19 protein-coding genes and 1 pseudogene are annotated in these 21,207 nt (G+C 59.4%); 13 read left to right on the forward strand and 7 right to left on the reverse strand.

The window, feature by feature from the left end; genetic code table 11:
• The 5 genes from scpB to B7R93_RS12750 all read left to right on the forward strand — a co-directional run bounded on the left by scpB (position 1) and on the right by B7R93_RS12750 (position 5,609).
• Positions 1 to 672 (forward strand): SMC-Scp complex subunit ScpB, encoded by a 672-nt coding sequence (scpB, locus tag B7R93_RS12730; protein WP_103021134.1) that lies wholly within the window; start codon positions 1 to 3, stop codon positions 670 to 672.
• Positions 673 to 716: 44 nt separating this feature from the next.
• A complete protein-coding gene (locus B7R93_RS12735) occupies positions 717 to 1,466 on the forward strand; it encodes a pseudouridine synthase (RefSeq protein ID WP_103021135.1) in 750 nt (249 codons plus the stop codon).
• 22 nt (positions 1,467 to 1,488) lie between these two features.
• Positions 1,489 to 3,015, forward strand: a complete 1,527-nt coding sequence (gene guaB, locus B7R93_RS12740; protein WP_103021136.1) for an IMP dehydrogenase — start codon at positions 1,489 to 1,491, stop codon at positions 3,013 to 3,015.
• A gap of 48 nt (positions 3,016 to 3,063) precedes the next feature.
• The gene (locus tag B7R93_RS12745; protein ID WP_103021137.1) at positions 3,064 to 4,134 is read left to right on the forward strand and encodes a M24 family metallopeptidase; all 1,071 of its coding nucleotides are present in this window, start codon (positions 3,064 to 3,066) and stop codon (positions 4,132 to 4,134) included.
• Between the two features lie 161 nt (positions 4,135 to 4,295).
• Positions 4,296 to 5,609: an MptA/MptB family glycosyltransferase gene (locus tag B7R93_RS12750; protein WP_232798415.1), complete on the forward strand. Its 1,314-nt coding sequence runs from the start codon at positions 4,296 to 4,298 to the stop codon at positions 5,607 to 5,609.
• Here B7R93_RS12750 and miaA read toward each other — a convergent pair.
• The 4 genes from miaA to B7R93_RS12770 form a co-directional block, all read right to left on the reverse strand.
• On the reverse strand, positions 5,582 to 6,553 hold the full coding sequence (miaA, locus tag B7R93_RS12755) for a tRNA (adenosine(37)-N6)-dimethylallyltransferase MiaA (RefSeq protein WP_103021138.1): 972 nt from the start codon (positions 6,551 to 6,553) through the stop codon (positions 5,582 to 5,584). The genes B7R93_RS12750 and miaA overlap by 28 nt on opposite strands.
• A 213-nt stretch (positions 6,554 to 6,766) precedes the next feature.
• Positions 6,767 to 7,594, reverse strand: a complete 828-nt coding sequence (locus B7R93_RS12760; RefSeq protein ID WP_103021139.1) for a bacteriorhodopsin-like — start codon at positions 7,592 to 7,594, stop codon at positions 6,767 to 6,769.
• Positions 7,595 to 7,822: 228 nt separating this feature from the next.
• Positions 7,823 to 8,578: a lycopene cyclase domain-containing protein gene (locus B7R93_RS12765; RefSeq protein WP_103021140.1), complete on the reverse strand. Its 756-nt coding sequence runs from the start codon at positions 8,576 to 8,578 to the stop codon at positions 7,823 to 7,825.
• Between the two features lie 32 nt (positions 8,579 to 8,610).
• On the reverse strand, positions 8,611 to 10,143 hold the full coding sequence (locus tag B7R93_RS12770; RefSeq protein ID WP_103021141.1) for a phytoene desaturase family protein: 1,533 nt from the start codon (positions 10,141 to 10,143) through the stop codon (positions 8,611 to 8,613).
• A gap of 441 nt (positions 10,144 to 10,584) precedes the next feature.
• Between B7R93_RS12770 and B7R93_RS12780 the strand changes: the two genes are divergently transcribed.
• The 8 genes and pseudogenes from B7R93_RS12780 (at position 10,585) to B7R93_RS12810 (ending at position 18,400) form a co-directional block, all read left to right on the forward strand.
• A complete protein-coding gene (locus B7R93_RS12780; RefSeq protein WP_103021143.1) occupies positions 10,585 to 11,223 on the forward strand; it encodes a cyclase family protein in 639 nt (212 codons plus the stop codon).
• A 69-nt stretch (positions 11,224 to 11,292) separates the two neighbouring features.
• The gene (locus B7R93_RS12785; protein ID WP_103021144.1) at positions 11,293 to 12,507 is read left to right on the forward strand and encodes a baeRF7 domain-containing protein; all 1,215 of its coding nucleotides are present in this window, start codon (positions 11,293 to 11,295) and stop codon (positions 12,505 to 12,507) included.
• Between the two features lie 124 nt (positions 12,508 to 12,631).
• A pseudogene (locus B7R93_RS16240) lies at positions 12,632 to 12,871 on the forward strand (site-specific integrase); the annotation flags it as partial.
• 54 nt (positions 12,872 to 12,925) lie between these two features.
• Positions 12,926 to 13,546 carry a tyrosine-type recombinase/integrase gene (locus B7R93_RS12790; RefSeq protein ID WP_232798499.1) on the forward strand — a complete coding sequence of 207 codons (621 nt, stop codon included), beginning with the start codon at positions 12,926 to 12,928 and terminating at the stop codon, positions 13,544 to 13,546.
• A 310-nt stretch (positions 13,547 to 13,856) separates the two neighbouring features.
• A complete protein-coding gene (locus B7R93_RS16375; RefSeq protein WP_423815899.1) occupies positions 13,857 to 14,939 on the forward strand; it encodes a tyrosine-type recombinase/integrase in 1,083 nt (360 codons plus the stop codon).
• Between the two features lie 334 nt (positions 14,940 to 15,273).
• A complete protein-coding gene (thiD, locus tag B7R93_RS12800) occupies positions 15,274 to 16,119 on the forward strand; it encodes a bifunctional hydroxymethylpyrimidine kinase/phosphomethylpyrimidine kinase (protein ID WP_103021147.1) in 846 nt (281 codons plus the stop codon).
• A 149-nt stretch (positions 16,120 to 16,268) separates the two neighbouring features.
• On the forward strand, positions 16,269 to 17,312 hold the full coding sequence (locus tag B7R93_RS12805) for a LacI family DNA-binding transcriptional regulator (RefSeq protein ID WP_103021148.1): 1,044 nt from the start codon (positions 16,269 to 16,271) through the stop codon (positions 17,310 to 17,312).
• Between the two features lie 113 nt (positions 17,313 to 17,425).
• Positions 17,426 to 18,400 carry a phosphoribosylaminoimidazolesuccinocarboxamide synthase gene (locus B7R93_RS12810; protein WP_103021149.1) on the forward strand — a complete coding sequence of 325 codons (975 nt, stop codon included), beginning with the start codon at positions 17,426 to 17,428 and terminating at the stop codon, positions 18,398 to 18,400.
• On the opposite strand, the gene B7R93_RS12815 is transcribed toward B7R93_RS12810, so the two are convergent.
• The 3 genes from B7R93_RS12815 to B7R93_RS12825 form a co-directional block, all read right to left on the reverse strand.
• Complete coding sequence (locus B7R93_RS12815; RefSeq protein ID WP_103021150.1) at positions 18,385 to 19,230, reverse strand: nitrilase-related carbon-nitrogen hydrolase; 846 nt, start codon at positions 19,228 to 19,230, stop codon at positions 18,385 to 18,387. The genes B7R93_RS12810 and B7R93_RS12815 overlap by 16 nt on opposite strands.
• Before the next feature lie 118 nt (positions 19,231 to 19,348).
• Positions 19,349 to 19,837, reverse strand: a complete 489-nt coding sequence (locus tag B7R93_RS12820) for a redoxin domain-containing protein (RefSeq protein WP_103021151.1) — start codon at positions 19,835 to 19,837, stop codon at positions 19,349 to 19,351.
• Positions 19,838 to 19,889: 52 nt separating this feature from the next.
• Positions 19,890 to 21,140 (reverse strand): ABC transporter permease, encoded by a 1,251-nt coding sequence (locus B7R93_RS12825; RefSeq protein ID WP_232798416.1) that lies wholly within the window; start codon positions 21,138 to 21,140, stop codon positions 19,890 to 19,892.
• Between the last annotated feature and the right edge of the window lie 67 nt (positions 21,141 to 21,207).

Here is a 21,207-nt window from a genome sequence, read left to right on the forward strand (position 1 = left end):
ATGCCCGACGACCACACGCTCGAAGAGGCAGCAGAGGCGATTCTCTTCGCTGCCGATGAACCCGTGTCGGCGTCCCACATCGCCAGGATCATGGCCGACGTAACGGGGCACTCAGAGCCGTCGGAAGACGATATCGATGCGGCGATCGACCGGCTCAATGCGGCCTACGAAGAGCACGGACGCACCTTTGTGGTAGAGGCGTGGGCAGGAGGGTACCGGATGGTCACTCGTGCCTCCTTCTCTTCATTTGCAAAGGCCTTTTACGTGGAGGAGCAGGAGACGAACCTCTCGCGCTCCCTCATGGAAACCCTTGCGGTTATTGCCTACCGCCAGCCGGCCACGCGGCCAGAGGTAGACTTCGTGCGCGGTGTGAACTCGGACTACGCGATCCGGAAGCTGTTAAAGATGGATCTCGCGAGTGTGGAGGGACGAGCTGACTCTGTGGGACGGCCGCTTCTTTACGGCACCACCGACCGTTTCCTCGAGCAGTTTGGGCTCGATGCCCTCGACGACCTTCCCACCCTCCGAGAGGTCGAAGACCTGCTCGACGACCCGGCCTTCGACGACGAACGGGCCAAGCTTTTGCAACTTGATCGGGAAGAAGGCATCTCGGTCGATATGATAGACGCCGAGGGCATTGATGCCTCCGACGACGAAGACTCGTCCGGATAGGCCCGCCCCGGCACGCCGATTTACCGTGAATCAGTCTCTGTGTCATGGCCACCGATTCCTCCAACCGAGAAGGCATGCGGATCAACAAGTACATCGCGCATGCGGGCGTCTGTTCTCGTCGAGACGCGGACGACCTGGTGGAGCAGGGACGGGTTCAAATCAATGGGGAGAGGGTAACCCAGCACGGCACTCGGGTACAAGAGGGACAAACCGTGAGTGTGGACGGGGAGGAAGTTTATCCCCTCGAATTTGAGTACGTGCTCCTCAACAAACCGAAGGATACGATAAGTACCACCGATGATCCACGAGATCGCCAGACGGTCCTTGATGTGATCGGGGTGCCCAGTGACAACCCGTCTGGCCTTTTTCCGGTGGGGCGGCTGGACCGAAATACGACCGGGGTGCTCTTGGTGAGCAACGATGGCGACCTCGCCCACCGGCTGATGCACCCTCGGTACGAGATTCCCAAAATTTACTACATGCGTCTCCAGGATCAGGTAAAGCCCCATCAGCTCGATTCGCTGAGGCGGGGGCTGGAGCTTTCCGATGGACAGGCAGCGGCCGATCAGGCCGCGTACCTCGATCCGCAGCGCAAGACCGATGTCGCTCTCGAATTGCACGAGGGCCGCAACCGTCAAATTCGTCGCATGATGGAGGCGCTCGGGCACACCATTGTGCAACTGGAACGGTCCAAGTACGCTACCCTTGTCACCGGCCGCCTGCAGCGTGGGGAGTGGCGCCGACTGGACCCCGAGGAAGTTCGCGAGCTCTACCAACGCGTTGATCTTCAATAATCCTCCCAATTCCCTTCTACCAATGTCCAAACCGGTTACAAACGGCGTCTCCGACACGGCCCCCGATGATAAGATCAAAACCGAAGGCCTGACCTACGACGACGTGCTTCTCGTCCCAGGCCACTCCGAGGTCATGCCTCGAGAGACGGACACCTCCGCCTGGCTGACCCAAAACATCAAGCTCAACGTTCCGGTCCTGTCCGCGGCCATGGACACGGTCACAGAGGCGGACATGGCGATTGCGTTGGCCCGTCAGGGAGGGGCTGGAGTGCTTCACAAGAGCATGTCGATCGAGGATCAGGCCGCTGAGGTTCGCCGGGTGAAGCGGTCGGAGAACGGAATGATTCTCGATCCGATCACGATCTCGCCCCACGATACGGTGGGGGACGCCCGAACCATGATGGCCCACTATTCCATCGGGGGCATCCCGGTCGTGAACGAATCGGACAAGCTCGTGGGCATTGTGACAAACCGAGACGTTCGGTTTGAGCTAGATGGCGACACGCCCATCCATGAGATGATGACGGCCGATGATTTGGTCACGGTGCCGGTAGGAACGACCCTGGATGAGGCCATCGACATCCTGCAGGAGCACAAGGTTGAAAAGCTCCCGGTCGTGGACGAGGAGGGCTACCTGAAAGGGCTCATTACATTCAAGGACATCCGCAAGCGACGAAAGCATCCCCATGCGTGCAAGGATGAGCACGGCCGGCTGCGCGTTGGGGCGGCCGTGGGCGTGACGCCCGACGTGATGGACCGCGTGGCGGCCTTGGTGGAGGTAGGGGTGGACTTTGTGGTTGTTGACACGGCGCACGGCCATGCCGAAGGGGTCCTGGAGACGGTCCGGCAGATCTCGGCCCGGTTTGAGGAGGAGGTTGAGATCGTGGCGGGCAACGTGGGGACGGCCGATGGCACCCGTGCGCTCATTGAGGCAGGGGTGGACTGTGTCAAGGTCGGCATCGGCCCTGGATCAATCTGCACAACCCGCGTGGTCGCTGGGGTTGGGGTGCCCCAGCTGACCGCGATCATGGAGTGTGCCGAGGAGGCTCGTCCCGACGGCGTGCCCGTAATCGCTGACGGGGGGATCAAACAGACCGGCGACATTCCAAAGGCCATGGCGGCCGGGGCCAGCGCCGTCATGATTGGAAGCCTCTTCGCCAGCGTTGAAGAAAGCCCTGGCGAGACGATCATATACGAGGGGCGTAAGTACAAGAGCTACCGCGGCATGGGCTCGGTAGAAGCCATGCAGGACGGAAGCAAAGATCGGTACTTCCAAGACGCCGAAGACGAACTCCGCAAGTTGGTGCCCGAGGGGGTCGAGGGCCGTGTGCCATACAGCGGAAGATTGAGTGAGGTGCTACACCAGATGAAGGGCGGGCTCCAAGCCGCGATGGGGTACTGTGGCTGCGAAGAGGTTCGAGAGTTGTACGAATCGGCCCAGTTTGTTCGGACCACCGCCGCGGGCCTTCGGGAAAGCCACCCACACGACGTGGAGATCACGAAGGAGTCTCCCAACTACTACTCGGGACCGTCCACGCGAAACGAGTAGGAGCAGTCCTTTTCACGTCTCTGGGTTCATCTTCTTGGTCTGCCTCAAATGCCTAGTCGCATCTCTCGTGTTCGTGACCGCCTCCATGGCCTTGAGGTGGACGCTGCCCTCCTCACATTCCTGCCGAATGTTCGATGGGCCTGTGGGTTTACAGGGTCCAGTGGCCTCCTGATTGTTGGTTCTGAATCGGCGTCGTTCGTGACGGATGGGCGCTATACAGATCAGGCCCAGGCCGAGGTGGAAGGCGCCGATGTCTACATTGCACAGAAAGGGCTCTCGGAGTGCGTGGTGGAGGAAAGACTACTAGAGCCGTTTTCGCGTGTGGCCTTTCAGGCAGATCACGTCAGCGTTGCTCGCCGAGATGCCCTTGTAGAAGACCACGAGGACGTACAGTGGATCCCGGAGACGAGTCTGCTAACTCGCCTCGTCGCATCCAAAACTCAGCGCGAGGTCTCTCGTGTTCAGGCGGCGCAGGCAATCACCGACGAGGTGTTTCGCGAGGTTGTCGACCTCATCGAGCCAGGGATGACGGAGCGGGAAGTTGGGGCAGAAATTGTCTACCGCCACCGAGCGAAGGGGGCCGAGTCGATGTCGTTTGACCCCATCGTGGCCTCGGGACCCAACGGCGCCCGACCTCACGCCCACCCCACAGGCCGGACGCTGCGAGAGGGAGAGATGATTGTGATCGACATGGGGGGGGTTCGGGAGGGATACGCCTCCGACATGACAAGAACGGTGGCCCTGGGTGATCCGGGCGACCCGGCGAGGCACGGATACAATGCGGTACTGTCGGCTCAAAATGCCGCGCTTGACGCTGCACAGGCGGGCATGACAGGAAAAGAACTGGATGCGGTGGCCCGAGCGTCTCTCGAAGAGGCCGGACTGGCAGAATATTTCACGCATGGGCTTGGCCATGGGCTCGGGCTTGAGGTGCACGAATGGCCCCGTGTCTCGCACACAGCGGACGACGAACTCCCGTCTGGGGCGTGTGTGACGATCGAGCCCGGCGTATACGTCCCCGAGCAGCAGTATGGCGTTCGGATCGAGGACATTGTTGTTCTTCGAGAAAACGGCTGTGAGAACCTGACTCAGACCCCGAAAGAACTGTTGATCCTGTAGGAAATATACTCCTGTTATTGGGGGTGGAAAACAAGAGAGCACACCGCTGATGAGCAACAGGTGCTGGGAACGTAGGGGGGGCGTAACGTTCAGCAGTAGAAACACCATTAACCCCTGGGGCAGGGCCTCTTCTTTTCACTCCCTGGGCTACCCTAGGTACGATGTCGGGCACTCATCGGGGCCGTTTCACCTCCTGGACCCTCCTGTTTACCGGCATTGTTCTTCTGTCGGGGCCTCTGTGGGCCGCGTTTGAGTCCACCTGGCCCGTCTTGGTTGGGGCCTCGTTCCTCGGAAGTGCGGGCTTGTGTTTGCTCTGGCGCCGTGATGCCCCGTCGATGCGAGAGGTCTTGTGGGGTGCGCTGATTCTTCGGGTGGCCTACCTTCCAGTCGGGCCGGGATTGACCGACGACCTGTTCCGCTACATCTGGGACGGCTGGCTTCAATGGGAAGGCATCAACCCGTACAGGTACGTCCCGTCAGACCCTGCTCTTACTTCTTTTCAGGACACGACGCTCTACGAGAAACTCAACTCGCAGTCCTACTACAGCGTTTACCCTCCACTCTCGCAGCTTGTCTTTGCCCTCGGGGGGCTGTTCTACGACGGGAGCTGGACGACGTCGTACTACGTTCTGAAGGTCCTGATCATGGCAGTGGAGTTTGGAGGTGTCGTCCTGCTTGCACGCCTGACGAGTGCCCGCAATGTGCTTCTGTATGCCTGGAATCCTCTGGTTCTCATCGAGACGGCGGGGCAGGGCCACACCGAGGCGCTCCTGGTCCTGTTGCTGCTAACGGCGGTATGGGCGGTTCGACAGCACTGCGGAGCATGTGCATCGTTGGCCATTGCAGGGGCCGGACTCGTCAAGATCTACCCATTTGCACTGGGGCCGTTCTTGCTGCGGCGCTTCGGGTGGCGGGCCGTGTGGCCCGGAGGGCTTCTGGTGGTAGGGCTGAGCCTTCCGTACGCGGCCCCGTATGCTCTTCCGCACATCAAGGCATCGGTCGACTTGTTTGCGAAGCTGTTTGAGTTTAATGCCGGGCCGTACTACGCGACCAAGCATGCCCTCTGGGCCTGGACGGGAGCGGACTGGAGCAAGACGATAGGGCCGCTTTTCCGGAGACTTTTCTTGATCTCCCTGCCGGTGTTGTACGGACTGGACGCGTGGTACAAATGGTCGTTTCGCCGTGCGTGTCTCCTTGTCATCGGTGCGCTGTTCGTCCTCAGTACAACCGTGCATCCGTGGTATCTTCTGCCTGTGATCGCGCTCGGGGTCGCGGGCCCACGGCCGTCATGGCACTGGCTCTGGCTGGGGACCTGCTCGATCGGAACGTACCTCTTCTACGTGGACGGGCCCTATTGGGTATGGATTTGGATGGGGTGGGGTGGGGCCGCCGTCATCGCTTCGGTCCGCCAGTATACAGTGGGCGTCCACCACCATGTGCTAGAGAACTACCGGGCCGAGTCCGCTGCGGAGTGATCGGAGTTCAACGCCGTTGCCAGGATCGACACGAGTTCCTCGGCACCCGTCTCGGGCGCGGATCGCCAGTGGTACTCGTCGTACCGGCGAAACCATGTAAGCTGACGTTTCGCGTAGCGGCGTGTGTTCCGCTTTACGAGTCGCACCATCTCGTCGTAGTCGATTTCGCCATTGAGGTGCTGTATGGGCTCCCGGTAGCCAATCGTGCTTAGTGGAGGCTCATCCAACTGCACCCCATCGATGTCCATGACGTTGCGAACTTCCTCCAGAAGCCCCGCGTCGAGCATCCGCTCGACACGCCGGTTGGTGCGGTCGTACAGCTTTTCCCGATCGCGGTTGAGGACGACCGTGACGTAGTCGAACGGCGGCTCTGGCTGGGTCTCGTAATAGTGAGAGAGCGTCCGACCGGTGCCGTGGTATACCTCGAGGGCACGAATCACCTTCTGGGTCTTGGTCGGATCTGTCTCGGCCGCCTGCTTCGGGTCTATCTCTTCAAGCTCTTCGTAGAGCGCGTCTCGGCCCTCCGACTCCAGCCGCCGATTCAGTCGCTCGCGGACCTCTGCGTCCACGTCCGGAATGTCTGCCAGGCCGTACTGGAGGGCATGCAGATACAGCGTCGCTCCCCCCACGACGAGGGGGCGGCGGCCTCGTGCAAGGATGTCTCGAATCCGCTCGTTGGCCGCTTCCGCGTACGCCCCGGCCGAGAATGGTTCGTGGAGGGACCGTTCTCCGATAAAGTGATGGGGCACGCGGCGGCGGGCCTCAGGAACTGGCTTTGCCGTCCCAATCGTCAATTCCTCGTACACCTGTCGGCTGTCGACCGAGACGATCTCGGCGTTGAGTTGCTCGGCGACATCGAGGCTTAGCTCCGTCTTGCCGACGGCCGTGGGCCCGGCAATGGTGAGAATGGGATCGGAGGAATCGGGCGCAGGCAGAGACGCCATCTCTCTGAGGGTCAGGTCGGTAGAGCGGGCGAAGGATTCCTCAATACCTGCGTCCAAGAAATGGTTTCGGGGTAGGAATGTGAGACGCCGTTTTGGAGGGCGGTCCTCTCGTCAACGAGTATCTGGAGTACACAAAAAAACCCCGCCGTCGGAAGATCCCGACGGCGGGGAAGATCCAATCTCCTTGACAACAGTCAAAGGACGAGACCGATGCTATGCGCTGGCCGTGGCCGGCTCCACCATCTCATTGACGTTGAAGCCTTCCTCTTCGGACTTGGCCTTGGCGATGTTGTAGATGATCACACCGTATCCGGCCTTCGCAAGAACGTCCGCGATCGTGTATCCAACCTGAAGCGCCACGATGGTTCCCGGTGTGCTGCTCGGGAACGCCTCCGGAAAGGCCATCGGGATCATGTAGGCAATGGGGTAAAAGCCCCATGTGGCCAACAGCAGCAGACGGGCGTTGCCCAAGAGGGTGGCTACGCGGCTGCTCTGTCGCTGGATCGTGTCGCCCAACTGGGTGAAGAGGACATACAGAATGTACACGAAGGGGAGGGTGCTGAAGAAGCCCCAGAGCCCACGGGTGCCGAAGAGGCTGGCGTCACCGCTCACCTCTCCAGGGTATCCGAGCACGATCATCAGTGCCGCCGCGAACCCGAGCTTCGCAGCCAGCGGGCCTCGCTCATTCTTCGGCAGGCCCATCACGAGCACGAGTTCAACGGTGAGAAGGGGCACGGTAAGGAGCCAGTCTACGTATCGGTAGGCGTCGTTGAAGAGCTCACCGGTCGGCTCGTACATTCCGGCAGCCGCGTTGAGGGCATATGCGCCTTCCCAGCTATTGAAGATCCGGAAGTAGTGGTAGCCGGCAATGAATACCACCAGCGCCGAGACCATCATCGAAATCCGATACTTCGGCGCCAGGTTGTTGCGGGCCATGACAAAGAACACGAAAGACGCCGTCATGGTCGCGACGGTGAAAGAGAACATGTTGTACACCAGGTTATATTGGCCCGGTGTCAGGGTGGGAAGCTCTTGTAGCATGGGTAGATTTGGGTTGTTTGGGTGATAGTGTGAGTGAGCCCGAACGGCCCGCTGGGGACGCTCGGAATCATCTCAATTGCCTCTGCCAATGGAAAGCTGGGCGTACGCTCATTTTTCCATTGGCAAGTACATATGCGGTGTTCATGCATCAGTATAACTGTGAGGCCTCGCGACCGCCAACAAAAACATACGGGACAACTTCTCAAATTGTGAGGGAGAAGTTACATGTTAGGGTATGGATAGGCGTGTTTCCTTCTCTGGGGCAAACGCTTTGTGAGACCCGTATAGAAACAGGAGAATCCCTTGCACAACCAAGAGATTGGTGAACAGAAAGAACAACGCTTCTTCGAGGGGAAGCCCAAGGAACGAAGCGCCAACCGTGTACTCGGGCGCGATGGTCCAAATTTTGGACCGAATGGCCACGGTGTCTGCTCCCCAGAGATAGAGGGTCGGAAGACCTGTCGTGACGAATACGCTGCTGCGGAGGGCCCAGAGCGTCTCTCCATCGTAGAGCCACATCCCTGCCAGAATGGGAGGGGCCCAAACCAGAATGAGGGCCAGGTATAGCGTCGACGGCCGCCCGTCCATCAGGAAGAACGCCCCAAGTCCAGTGAGTCCCGCGAACACTGCGGCCCCCGTCCAAGACGCCCATGAGGAATGCGCTTTGGGGACGGGGGGAGATCGATGTAGGTACTGGTAGAGAAACAAACCAGTCAGAAACGGCTGAAGCACAAAAAACATGTACTCCTCGACAGGCACGTACCCGATGGTTCCCACGACCCGGTTTGCCCCGTACCACCAGACTTCTTGGGCAACGAGGTAGTTGTCCCAGGGGGTTGTGTACGTGAGTGCGATCAAGCAAACGACCGGGATTGCTAGATCCACACGAAGGTCATTTCCCATCTGCCTCGGGCGCCGATGCAGGGCCATCATGCCCAGGATCGGCGGTACCAGAAAGACCAGATGGAAGGAAAGGTAGCTCATTTCGTCGCGGTCTTTGTTATCGTGATGGAATGTTATGCCACGCTGTCAAGCACAACACGTGCGGCGTTTCGCCCCGATGCGCCCATGATTCCCCCGCCAGGGTGCGTACTTGCCCCCGTTAGAAACAGGTCGTCCACGGGGCCCTGGTAGTTTGACGATCCAAACAGGGGGCGTGCCGAGAACATCTGGTCGATGCTCATCTCCAGGTGCATCACATTCCCCCGGTACAGCCCCAAGTGATCCTCAAGCCATTCCGGATGCTGAAACAACTGGCCCACAATGGACTCGCGCGTTCCCGGGGCGTAGCGCTCAAACTGTGTGAGCAATGTGTCGGCCACGCCCTCGGCAATGTCCGGCCACGTATCCCCACTGGCTAGTTCGTAGGGGAAATATTGTCCCCAGAGCCAGAGCACTTCTCCTCCCGGCGGGGCCAGCGTGTCATCCGCGGCGGAGAACGTCATGGCGATCAGGGGCGGATCCTGTGCCGGCCGACCGGCCAAGTGATCCCCGTATGCCGCTCGCAGTTGCGTCATGTCCCGACACAGCAACTGCAGTCCCGTCCGTGCCTTTTGATTGTTGGAGGCTGCCGAATAGGAGACGGGCTCATCAAGCGCCAGACGCATCATGGCCCCAAATCCGTTTCCAATCCGGAGCCCATCGGCCTCGTCGGGACGGTGTTGGGCGGGGAGGAGGTGGTCGAAGGTCTCTTTCGCGTGGGTGGCCGAACACACAGTCCGACTGGTATAGGAGGTCCCATTGACCCGGATGCCCTCGGCTCGTTCATGGTTGACGAGAATTTTCTCGACGGGTGCGTCGGTGTAGATGTCGCCTCCGTGGGCTTCGATGTGGCGTCGAAGCGCCTGGGTAAGCTCTCCAGAGCCGCCCTGGGGGCGTGCCACCCCGCCCTCGTGGTACAACGGGTGCCAAAGCGCGAAGGGACCCGTCAAGGGATCCGTTGGCGGGGGGCCCGACTGGGCCGCCATCCAGGCAATGGCCGTTCGCAGCTTCTCTTCTTCGAAGTATGAGCCGAGCACCTCCTGGTACGGACGGAGAATGTGCCGAAGTTCTTCCTGCCAGGGAAGCGGAGAGCTTGCCCCACGTATCAGGTGCTTGCCCAGCTCCAGGGGACTGGGGGAGGTCAAAAATATGTCCCGCATGGTGCGGGCAAATCCAATCCAGTCCGTTACAAACTTGCGGTAGGCCTCTCCCTCACCGGGAAAGAGCCGCTCCAGATGATCGACGGTGCGGTCTAGGTCTCGGTAAAAGTAGATCACGTCGCCGTCCGGGAAGGGGGCGACGAACATGGGGTCGAGCTCAATGTAGGTCAGACCGTATTGCTCAAGCTCGAGCTCATCGACAATGGGAGTCTGGCGGATAAGGATGTGGGCGCTGCCTCCCAGGTCGATCTGGTACCCGGGGAACAGTTCTTTGGTGGACACTGCCCCTCCAACCATCCCGCGTTCCTCAAAGACAGCGACCCGATAACCAGCCTGTGCCACGTACGCACTTGCAATCAATCCGTTGTGCCCTGCTCCGATCGTAACCAGGTCGTAGTCGGTGGACATAAATATGTCTTGCTAAGGGGGGAGTGAGATACTACAACAACAAACCACTCAGACACGTCATTTTCACGGTGCAGAGAGATAAATTCCGAAACTGTTGTCTCGTTTGTCCGTGGACATCAAAGCGTAGTGAAGGTCTTGTACCACGTGACGATTGGCGTCCGCTCACGGCCTTGCCCCTTAGTCTCTCCTCGCCGGCCATGAACTGGATCTACCAGGTTCTTAGCTTCTTCGTTGCCTTCGGTCCGATTATCCTCGGGACGCTGCTCTGGCATTTCATCTGGAGTGACGACTCGGGCTCGTCGGGCGGGCCGCCGGGCGGGCCGCGATGGCACCCAGCCCCCCCACCGCCATCCTTCTCTGGGGACCGGCGCCCTCAGCACGATCGCCCCATTCGTGCCCCTGACTACCCAGAGCGAACGTCTGCCTAGGCCCATCCGTCCGATGACTCTCATCGACATCTCTCAGAGCGTTTCCCCCGCAACGGCCGTGTGGCCCGGCGACCAGCAGGTCGAATGGACCTGGACCGCTCGCCTTGGGGAGGAGGATGCATCCGTCAACTTGGGCTCTATTCAACTGAGTACACACACTGGCACCCACGTGGACGCGCCGTTTCACATTGACGATCACGGCGCAACGACCGATGATCTTCCCCTCGACGCATTCGTCGGGCCTGTCCAGGTTGTCGAGGTCGAAGAAAGCGCTTCCTCGATCCGCCCCAGTCACGTTGATCAGTTGTGCGAGGACGCGGCAGAGCGCGTTCTCTTCAAGACTTTCCCCGGTGCTTCTCCAAGTGGTAACTGGCCCGATGCTGTGGTGCCAATCGACCCAGACACCATCCGGTTTCTTTCGGACGGGGGAACAGTGCTTGTTGGCACGGACGCGCCGTCTGTGGACCCACTCGATAGCACAGATCTGCCCGCCCACCACGCGTTGATGAATACCGGGATTGTGAATCTCGAAGGCCTTGCCCTTGCGGACGTGCCGCCGGGACAGTATCGTTTGATTGCACTCCCTCTCAAAATTGCTGAGGGCGATGCCGCTCCTGTTCGGGCCGTGCTCCGTCGGCCGACCGCTCAATAGCGTGTGGCGACGGCCTCTCGGCTCCCCTGCAACTCTTCAGCCTGCTATCCATCACTTCCAACTGCACCTATGGACCTCTTCAACCGCGGTGAACTGAAACGCCTGGCTCAGCTGGACGGTGATCTCTGCATTTCGCTGTACATGCCAACGCATCGTTTCCGCTCCGACTGGTCCCAGAATACAACTCGGTTCAAAAACCTCTTGCGGGATGTTCGGGATCAGCTCCGCGAGCAGGAATACCGCGAGTCTGCCATCGACGACATTCTGGGCGAGGCCCGCCAATTGCTTGATCGCCCCGGGTTCTGGCGTGGGCTGAGTGAGGGTCTCGCCGCCTTCTTGACGACGGACACGTCCGAGTTCTACCGCCTTCCGCTCCCGTTCGATGAGGTTGCAATTGTTGAGGACCGCTTCCACCTGAAGCCTCTCTTCCCAATGATTGCGTCGAACAATCAATACTACCTGCTGGCGCTGAGTCAGAACGACGTTCGTCTCTATCAAGGAACGCATCAGGCCATCAGTGAAGTGGAAGCGGCCGAAATCCCCTCCGATATCGTGTCGGCCGTGCAGCAGTACGATGCTCCTCCTGAGCAGGGGACGCAGTCTCACACCGAGGCGACACCGACCTCTCCGGATGGGAGCGATGCCAGTCACATGCGCCACGGACACGGATCGTCCGAGGATCAGAGCCGCGAGCCGAAAGATCAGCTGAAGCGGTTTTTCCGGCGCATCGACGAGAGCGTTACGGATTACATTGGAGGAGAGAACGCGCCCCTTGTTCTCGCTGGTGTGTCTGAGTACCTACCGCTCTACAAGGGCGTGAACAGCTTCCCCCACCTCGTTGAAAGCGATATCGTCGCGGGAAATCCGGAGCAGTTGGACCCGGAGGACCTGCACCATGAGGCCTGGTCGGTGGTCGAGTCGGTCCTGGAGTCGGTCCAGCAAGAAGAACTTGACCGCTTCGAGGATTTGTACTACGAGAATGCCGACCTTGCCTCCGATGACTTCCATGAAATCATTCCCGCCTGCGCATATGGTCGCGTGGATGCGCTCTTCGTTCCTCGGGGCCAGTATCGATGGGGACGCTTCGATCCCGAGAGCAACACAGTGCGCGTTCATGACTCACAGGAACCCGGGGACGGGGATCTTTTGAATTATGCCGCTCTCAAATCGTATTTGAGTGGAGCTGCGGTACACGTCCTTTCGCCCGAGGAAATGCCGGGCGGCCGCAGCGTAGCGGCAGTTTTTCGGTACGAGGCGGATGTTACCGCCACCGAGACCAACTGACGGCTGCCTCGGCCGTGTGCCCGATCCTGAGACTCACTCCTGAAAAGCACTCCGTTCTGAAACCCGAGGAGCATAGCTTACCAGCTGCATAGACTAACGATAAAATGTTTTATCACGAATACTGATGGACCCGGATCTCGTAGACTCATTTTTGAACGGCCTGTCGTCTCACCAGACGCGCCGGGCGTATCGGACGGACCTGCGCAAATTCTTCCCGGAGAAGCAAAGGGTGGCTACAGAGCTTGTTCAATCCGTCGAGGTTGACGACATCCGTGCCTTCATTCACACAATGCGTGCTCTCGGTCACGCTGAAGGAACGCAACGGCGACGACTCGCTGCACTCCGCTCGTTTTTCGATTGGGCAATTGCAGAAAACATCCATGACCGCAACCCGGCCCGGCATCCTGAAGTCCAGCCCATGCCGTCTACGAAAGGAACCTCGTCCACGCGCGCACTCACAAAATTAGAGGTGCGAGACCTGCTGGAGGCTGCCGGAGCGTCGAATCGGGCGGGGCTCCGGAATCAGGCGCTCATCCTGACAATTGTGTACGCGGCGCTGCGACGAAGCGAGATTGCAGGCCTCATGGTCGAGGATCTCCGGCCGCTCGGCCGCTACTGGATCCTCGACCTTGGCGACACCAACACGGAGAGTGCGTACGTTCGGATCCCGGACCAGGTCGCCCGTGTGATCGAAAGTGTACAAGATCAATACGAAATCTCCTCCGGACCGCTCTGGCGATCAGTAAGCCATCGGACCCACGGCGAGCCGTTGTCCCCGGATGCGATATACGCAATTGTCCGCAGTGCTGGAAAAGCCGCCGGTGTGGGGGCCATTGCGATTGACACACTGCGGCGCACTGGGCTACGCCTTGCGTCGGATGGCGGCGCGGACCTTCCACAAATTCAAGCCCATGGCCGATTCGGGGATCCAGCGTCGGCGGCCCGTATTCACAACGCAGATGGTGTAGACGGAACGCTTCAAAACAGTGCGGCGGTGCACATCCGCATCGACGCATCGGAGGTGTTGGTAGGTGCCTGACCGGCCCAGTCGGCCTCTGGCCTGCCATTTAGAACAACGGGATCTAATATGCGTTATGTTGCGTTTTTTAGGATCGTCGATTTAGTTGCCTCAAGGGCTCCAAAGCAGTTGCCGGCAAGCCTCGAGAAGGGCTCCGCATGTGCGTGGTGTGCAAAAGCAGCCTAGCCGCTCTATGTTATCCAGTGCCTTTCGCTCTTTTCGGGATCTCCGGCAATTACAGAAAAAATACCCCGCAAAGGCTCCACACTCTGGCCGAAAGGTCGGTCCAGTGTTGTTCGTCGCTCACGTCTCACAAACTGTTGCTCGGTCCATGCCTAGTTCGGAACCGCGGTCAGAACCTCAACTTACGCAAGGCTCGGGCCGGGAGCGTTCCGTGCCGGGTGTCTCGCAGAGGGACGACAAACGCCTTCCATACAATGCCCCCTCCGATGAACAATGTTCGGTTGAGTCCGACGAGGTGCTCGTCCAGCGCTGGCTCGCCGAGAAAAGCGCTCGGACGCAGGAGGAGTACGCCCGCGACCTCGAACAATTCGTCGAGTTCGTAGACCTTCCGCTCCGGTACGTCACGCTCGGTCACCTACAAGAATACCGTGAGTACCTAAAAGACGGGTACGCACGGTCTTCGCAGAAGCGAAAATTGTCGGCGATCAAGAGTCTTTTCACATTCGGGACGAAGCTTCGTTACTTTGCCCACAACGTCGGGGCGGCCCTCTCCACCCCGTCCGTCCGCAACGATCGCGCCGAGCGGATTCTCTCGGAGGCGGACCTATGGGCCCTCCTGCGCGACGAGCGCGACCTGCGCAACCACGTCCTGCTCCGTCTCTTCTATGCGTCCGGGGGTCGCATCTCGGACGTGGAAGATCTTCGGTGGCGCGACTTGAAAGACCGGCCGGACCTGAACGGGCCGGACGAGCGGCCCGGGGGCCAGGTCACATTCTTCGGGAAAGGCGGCAAGACCCGCGCCGTTACCTTGTACAGCAAGGTGTGGAGCCTGATTGTCCGCCTGCGAGAAAACGAACAGTCTGAAGGCTACGGAGCCACAGACGACCCCGTCTTCCGATCACAAAAAGGCGGATGCCTCTCGCGATCCCAGATCTGGCGGATTGTGAAAAAGGCGGCCGTGCGGGCCGGCGTCAAGCTTACTGAAAAAACTGCGTCGGACGGGTCTGCCAAACGAGACGAGAATGGAGGCCCGATCATGACGTCCAAGGTGTCGCCCCACTGGTTCCGACACGCCCATGCATCGCATGCACTACAGAAAGGAGCGGACCTGGAGCTCGTCCGCGAAACCCTGGGGCACGAGAGCATCGAGACGACCAAGACGTACCTTCATGCCCAACCGGGGAAATCGTCTTCGTACTACGTCGATGAGGCACCGGACTTTAACGGATAGGGACACTTTTTGCCGTTGCACAAGGGGGGCTTGATCGATGAGGATTGCTCATTGACCCACCTCTTCCAACAACGTGCCAACCATACATCACCTCAGACGGCTGTTCGCATCCTGACCCCCACACTCAGCTCGACACGTGAATCGTGAGACCAGCAGGTTCTTTGAGGCCCGTGACGAACCTCATGAATTATGATGGAAGGCATGATTTTTATCAACGACTTTTGGAAAAACTGAGTCCGTCCCCTAAACGTTCGGGATCAGTAGTGGTAGGGAAAACATCTTTCTGAAGAAGAAGACCCAAGTCGAATCGCATTCTGATACGCAACCACGGCGCATGCACTTCCATCCCATCGTTGTTGGGGCCCTCTACCCTGGAATTACCCGCGGTCTGAGTGCCGATCTACTTGCTGCCCAGGCACTTTCTGGCACCGCGTACCCGGTCTGCACCTCCCACGTGGTCGCCGGAGACGGGCTGGTCACCGACGTACTCGATGTCCCAACGGACACGGTGTCGGCACAACTGGAACACATATTTGAAACCCGACGTCCCTCCAGCGCGAAGGTCGGCATCATCGGCGCCACGCCAACCGTGGATCGCGTCTTCGACCATCTCCGCTCGCTGGAAGGACCTGTGGTGTACGACCTCACCGTGAGCGGCCCCAGTGGGGAAGACATTTTGGAACAACAGGGACTGGAGGCGATCATCGAGCACCTCAGCGAACCCGACCTCGTCACAATCCGCCGCACAGATGCCGCCTTGGTGGCTGGCATGGAGATTCCCAGCCTGGACGACGCCCAAGTGGCCGCCCAGCGGATTGCTCAACAGGGGGCGGATCATGTCCTCGTGCGGTGCGGGAAACTCCCCACCCATTTCTATGAACAAGAGGGGTCGCCTCCGGACTACGCGCTCGACTTGTTCTTTGACGGCGACGATTTTGCTCTTTTCGAAGCCCCCTACCTTGACAATCTTGAGTCGCACCACGGTGCCTCGAGCGGGCTTCTACTTCCCCTGCTTCACCACCTGCAGGCTGGGGTGGACTTGGAACCCGCTTTGCAGAAAGCGAAGGGGCGGGTCTCAGAAGCACTCCGGGCCCGTCAACAAGACGAAGGGGGAAACCCGGATGCTACCTTTTTTGCGACTCTGCAAGAAGAGCCCACCACGGCTGAGGTGCAAGACTGAAGGACCATCCTGTAGAGAGAGACCACTCTCCGGCCGAGTTTCCCCCAACGACCCAAAAAGGCTTTTGCGCCTCCCCGGCGTTGCAGTGTTGGCGCGCACTGGCCAAACGCTCCCGGCCTCTTTTCTCCTTCCAACCTGGTACCAGCTTCATGCCCAAAGACGCGAAAGACGACCCGAGCCGGCCCAAGGCCACCATCTACGATGTAGCCGATCATGCTGGGGTAGCCATCTCAACCGTTTCTCGGGTGCTGAATGATTCCGAGGACGTCGCCGACCAAACCCGAGACAAAGTGGTGCGTGCAATTCAAGAGCTGCAGTTCCGGCCGAATCGGACCGCAAAGTCTCTGGCCCAGCGCTCGACCCGAACAATTGCCGTTGCGCTTCCCACGTTTACAACCCCTTTTCACAATGAGTTACTGAAAGGGGTTCGTGATCGTCTCGACCATGAGGATGTGGACCTACTCCTCTGCGACCTAGAATGGGAAGCCCCAAAGCGCTCCCTCCGGAGCTTTCTGGAGGGAGGGGCCATGGACGGGCTCCTTCTTGTCGGCGTCACTCCGGACGAGGAGCTCGCCGATGAATTGAGGATGCTCGGGGGATCAGTGGTCCTCGTGGGAGCTGAACTGAACGACTTCGATTCGTTTTACTGGGAAGACCAGACCGGCGCCGAGCTTGCGGTCAATCACCTCATCGACCAGGAGTACGATCGCATTGGGGCCATCACGACTCCTCACAAGAACCGCGTTCGGAACGAGCGGATCGCGGGATACCGACAGGCCCTGGAGGAGGCGGGAATCGAATTTGATCCGGAGCTCGTGGTGCACGGACACACCCGCAAGCACGACGGATTCAGTGAAGAGTCCGGCTACGAAGCCATGCAAGACCTCCTGAGCCTCGACGAACCTGTTGACGCTGCCTTCGCAAGCAGCGATGTTCAGGCGATCGGGGCGTGGCAGGCCCTGCGAGAAGAGGGACTCGAAGCGCCCGACGACTTCGCATTCGTGGGATACGACGACATCAAGGTGAGTCGCTTCATTGGCCTGAGCAGCGTTGCCCAAAACATGCACAAGGTGGGGAATGAGGGCACCGACCTTCTTCTGGACCGGCTTGAAAAGCAAGGGCCTGAACAGTACGCATCTCGCCTGGTGGAGCCGGAGCTTCACGTCCGAAAGTCAAGCCAACAACCTCGGTAGCGTTCCCCCGGCCTCCTCCCCATCGTTCGGCCTGTCGGAGCGTGCCGGTGGGTTTGTGACAAGGCGTTTTCTCATCTCGATTTTATTCTCCAAGTGCGGCGGAGCACCGATTTATGGACCCCCATGTGATTGAGGATCAGCTCGACCATACCATCGAACGAACTCACTTCGACGATCTCGGACGGCCCTACCACGGGAAGGTTCGGGACAGCTATCGACAAGGAGATCGGCGCATCCTGGTCACGACCGACCGGATCTCTGCCTTCGACCACGTTCTTCCCCAGACCATTCCGTTCAAGGGACAGATTCTCAACCAGACGGCTGCGTATTTCTTCGAGGCGACGGAAGACCTTGTCCCCAACCACGTCCTCTCTGTCCCGGACCCCAATGTGACAGTCGCGAAGGAGTGCACGCCCATTCCCATCGAGTTCGTCGTCCGGGGATACCTGGCGGGACACGCCTGGCGGGAGTACGACCGGGGAGCACGCACCCTCTGCGGCCAAGAGTTGCCAGAGGGACTCCGCGAGAGCGAACAGCTGCCCGAGCCGATCCTCACTCCCACCACCAAGGCCGAAGAGGGACACGATCAGGACATCACCCGAGAGGAGGCACTTTCGGGCACGGACCTCGACGCTGCCACCTACGATCAGCTCGCAGAGTGGGCCCGGGCGCTGTACCAAAAAGGCCACGAGATGGCCAGCGAGCAGGAGCTTCTTCTCGTCGACACGAAGTATGAGTTTGGACGCACCCCTGAGGGGAATCTCATGTTGATCGACGAGGTCCACACGCCCGACTCATCCCGATACTACTACGCGAGCGGATATGAAGACCGCCTTGCGCAAGGAGAGCCACAGCGACAGCTCTCCAAGGAGTTCGTCCGGGAATGGCTCATGGATCAGGGCTTTCAGGGACGGGCCGGGGACGAGATGCCCGCCCTTCCCCGTGCCTTTCGAGCAAAGGTGACCCGGCGCTACGTGGAGCTGTTCGAAAAGGTTACCGGCCAGACATTTGAACCGGACACCCATTCCAACCCCAAGGAGCGCATCCGCACCGCTCTGGACGACCACGCCACTCAGGAATCACACTGACCGGCCGACTTCGTCCCCCGTTCCGACTGTGTAGCGTACACATCAGGTCGCCGGTCTCCAAGTACATCATTGTGATCGTTGATGCGGCGGTCTCGGGCCTCGTGGGGATCAAGCTCGACCTCCTCCACCACGTCTTCTGATTCACCGGCCCGATTCAAAATGGCCCCGGAGGGGCCGCATATCTCACTCATTCCGATAAATTGAAGAGAGTCCTCCCCCTTGGTTTCACTCCCGTATCGATTGGCCGTGATGGTGAACACGTGATTCTCGCGGGCCCGGACCGGCATGGAATCGGGACAGTGTGGAAGAACCAGGTTGGACGGGTGGGCAATCACATCGGCTCCCTTCATGGCAAGTGTCCGGGCCGCTTCCGGAAAATACCAGTCGAAGCATACCATAATGCCCAAACGGTACGGCTTTCCCTCCGAGGTCTCTTCGGCAAAGACTCGAAGCCCCAGATCCCCGGGCTCAAACAAGGTCGTCTCCTCGTAAAAGAGATGGACTTTCCGATACGTATCTACCTCACCGCCGGGACGAACGACCACTGCACTGTTGTAGAAGCGGTCGCCTTCACGCTCAGCCACTCCCGCCACGAGCACGGCCTCCAACGACTCGGCCCAGGACTGTAACGCAGAGACAGACTGGCCATTGGGAATGGGCTCGGCGACCTCTCGGAGGTCGTCCTTGGACTGAAAAAAATATCCGGACGTGAAGAGCTCAGGCAAGACAATCAGGTCCGCCTCAACAGAGTGAAGCTGTGACTCCACTGCAGCAAGGTTCTGATCCACCTCAAGATATTTCGGGGCAAATTGGAGGTAAGCAGCTCTCACGGGGACTGAGCTTTATGGGATGGATGTTCGCTACTGAGGTGCCCTGCCTTTCCAAGCCTCTATACCAAAATTTTTATTATTGAATTCCAATAACGGTAACTAAGACGAAGTACCCGGACTACGATCCATTTAACCCTTGAACGGTCCGCTTCAGGGCATCGAAGTCCGGCTGCTGGCCCGCATCGTCGAGGATTTCAGCGTGCCGAATCGTACCGGATTGATCGACGACAAAGGCCGACCGTTTGGCGATGCGGTCCAGCCCCATGTCGGTGAAGTTGTGATCGTACTTCGCCCCGTAATCCGCACAGACGTCTGCGTTGTGGTCGCTCAAGAGAGGGAACTCAAGCTGTTGCGTGGAGCGAAACTCCGAGAGGACGGCCGGGGAATCCGTCGAGATTCCAGCGACGTGCGCTGGTTCAAATGAGCCCAGATCATTGTTCACCGTGTTCAGTTCTGTCGTACACACACGGGTAAACGCGCCAGGAAAAAACAGAAGGACAACGGGCTGATCGAGGTGGTCAGACAGTTCCCAGGGTTGTGCTTCGTCCGTATGGAGCGTGAAGTTGGGAGCACGGTCTCCTTCGGAGAGCGAGTCGGTCGTGGTCATGAGGTACACAGGATTGTTGAAAAAGGATCGCTCAAGGTCCAGATGCGCCTGTTTATTCGAAGCGGATGGCCTTTACGGGTTCAACCCGCGCCGCGACTCGGGCCGGAATGTAGGCGGACGCTCCACACAGCAAGATCGTCACCACCGCCACCAACAAAAAGTCAAGCGGGTTGAGTCCGATGGGTGCCGTGGTCATGTAGTATGCCTCGGCTGGGAGCGAGACCAGTCCAAAGTGCTTTTGCAGAAGGGCGAAGCCAAGGGCCAGGGTCGTTCCGATACTCGTCCCAATGCCCCCAATCAAAAGACCCAGGACGAGAAATAGCCGCTTCAGCGTGCGCCCCGACGTGCCGAGGCTTTTCAGGACGCCAATCTCGCGGGTCTTCTCAAGGATGAGCATCAGCAGCGTCCCAATGATGTTAAAGGCAGCGACAATGACAATTACCCCAATCACGAGCGGAATGATGCTCTGCTGCAGATCGACCCAGGCAAAAAGGCCCGCATACTGCTGGTAGATGGTACGGGCAGACACCGGAAAACCAAACTGGTTCTCGATCTGGGCCGCCAACGAATCAATGCGGGAGGGATCCGAGACTGTGACGTTGAGGCGACTCACCGACGGGGAAGAGAGAGCTCCTAGCTGTCGCGCGGTGGAGGCGTCGCCAAAGACGTATACGTCATCGATGTCTTGAAGTGACGTGTCATAAATGCCACGAACTCGGAACTGTGTGACACGGGGCCGTTGTCCTCCCACGGACCTCTCATTTTCTCTCTGCTGAAGGGCAAACGCCGTCACGAGGTCTCCAACCTCCAGGCCGAGTCGAGCGGCCATCTCCTGCCCCACGACGAGCCCCGGATCCCCGCCGTCGGTCAACTCGACGGCGGGGTCACCAACTGTGACTCGTTGTTCCAGGTGGGTAGGAAGCCGGTCCATTCCCAGCAGCACCGCCCCGTCAATCTCGTTCTTCGAGTGGCGGAGCAGCACCGGCTGCTCCACCACGGGCGACACTGCGGAAATGCCCCTCATCTCACGGAGCTGGGCCCGAAGAGAGGTCCCCTGGTCCAGGGGCTCGTCCTGCACGTAGCTGGACACCTGTATGTGGGCCCCAAACCCAACAATTTTCTCTTCGATCTCTTCACTAAATCCCCGAACGATCGCGAGGGCAAGGAGAAGTGCCGCGACCCCGAGGGCAACCCCTGCAACGGCCACGTAGACGACGAACCGGAGAAAACTCCGCCCCTCCTTTCGTCCTTCGGCCCCCCATAGGTACCGGAGAGACATGAAGCGCTCAAAACGGGCAGGCACGAACCGAAAGCACGAAGTGTGAGAGACAATAGCAAAGCAGTGGATCGGATCCGCTTTCGCTACAGGA

The sequence above is a fragment of the Salinibacter altiplanensis genome (assembly GCF_002894645.1).
GTDB lineage: Bacteria > Bacteroidota > Rhodothermia > Rhodothermales > Salinibacteraceae > Salinibacter > Salinibacter altiplanensis.

Excerpts from the sequence above, each read along its gene's own strand:
- scpB (WP_103021134.1), top strand. The coding sequence starts at position 1 with ATGCCCGACGACCACACGCTCGAAGAGGCAGCAGAGGCGATTCTCTTC.
- B7R93_RS12735 (WP_103021135.1), top strand. The coding sequence starts at position 717 with ATGGCCACCGATTCCTCCAACCGAGAAGGCATGCGGATCAACAAGTAC.
- guaB (WP_103021136.1), top strand. The coding sequence starts at position 1,489 with ATGTCCAAACCGGTTACAAACGGCGTCTCCGACACGGCCCCCGATGAT.
- B7R93_RS12745 (WP_103021137.1), top strand. The coding sequence starts at position 3,064 with ATGCCTAGTCGCATCTCTCGTGTTCGTGACCGCCTCCATGGCCTTGAG.
- B7R93_RS12750 (WP_232798415.1), top strand. The coding sequence starts at position 4,296 with ATGTCGGGCACTCATCGGGGCCGTTTCACCTCCTGGACCCTCCTGTTT.
- miaA (WP_103021138.1), bottom strand. The coding sequence starts at position 6,553 with ATGGCGTCTCTGCCTGCGCCCGATTCCTCCGATCCCATTCTCACCATT.
- B7R93_RS12760 (WP_103021139.1), bottom strand. The coding sequence starts at position 7,594 with ATGCTACAAGAGCTTCCCACCCTGACACCGGGCCAATATAACCTGGTG.
- B7R93_RS12765 (WP_103021140.1), bottom strand. The coding sequence starts at position 8,578 with ATGAGCTACCTTTCCTTCCATCTGGTCTTTCTGGTACCGCCGATCCTG.
- B7R93_RS12770 (WP_103021141.1), bottom strand. The coding sequence starts at position 10,143 with ATGTCCACCGACTACGACCTGGTTACGATCGGAGCAGGGCACAACGGA.
- B7R93_RS12780 (WP_103021143.1), top strand. The coding sequence starts at position 10,585 with ATGACTCTCATCGACATCTCTCAGAGCGTTTCCCCCGCAACGGCCGTG.
- B7R93_RS12785 (WP_103021144.1), top strand. The coding sequence starts at position 11,293 with ATGGACCTCTTCAACCGCGGTGAACTGAAACGCCTGGCTCAGCTGGAC.
- B7R93_RS12790 (WP_232798499.1), top strand. The coding sequence starts at position 12,926 with ATGCCGTCTACGAAAGGAACCTCGTCCACGCGCGCACTCACAAAATTA.
- B7R93_RS16375 (WP_423815899.1), top strand. The coding sequence starts at position 13,857 with ATGCCTAGTTCGGAACCGCGGTCAGAACCTCAACTTACGCAAGGCTCG.
- thiD (WP_103021147.1), top strand. The coding sequence starts at position 15,274 with ATGCACTTCCATCCCATCGTTGTTGGGGCCCTCTACCCTGGAATTACC.
- B7R93_RS12805 (WP_103021148.1), top strand. The coding sequence starts at position 16,269 with ATGCCCAAAGACGCGAAAGACGACCCGAGCCGGCCCAAGGCCACCATC.
- B7R93_RS12810 (WP_103021149.1), top strand. The coding sequence starts at position 17,426 with ATGGACCCCCATGTGATTGAGGATCAGCTCGACCATACCATCGAACGA.
- B7R93_RS12820 (WP_103021151.1), bottom strand. The coding sequence starts at position 19,837 with ATGACCACGACCGACTCGCTCTCCGAAGGAGACCGTGCTCCCAACTTC.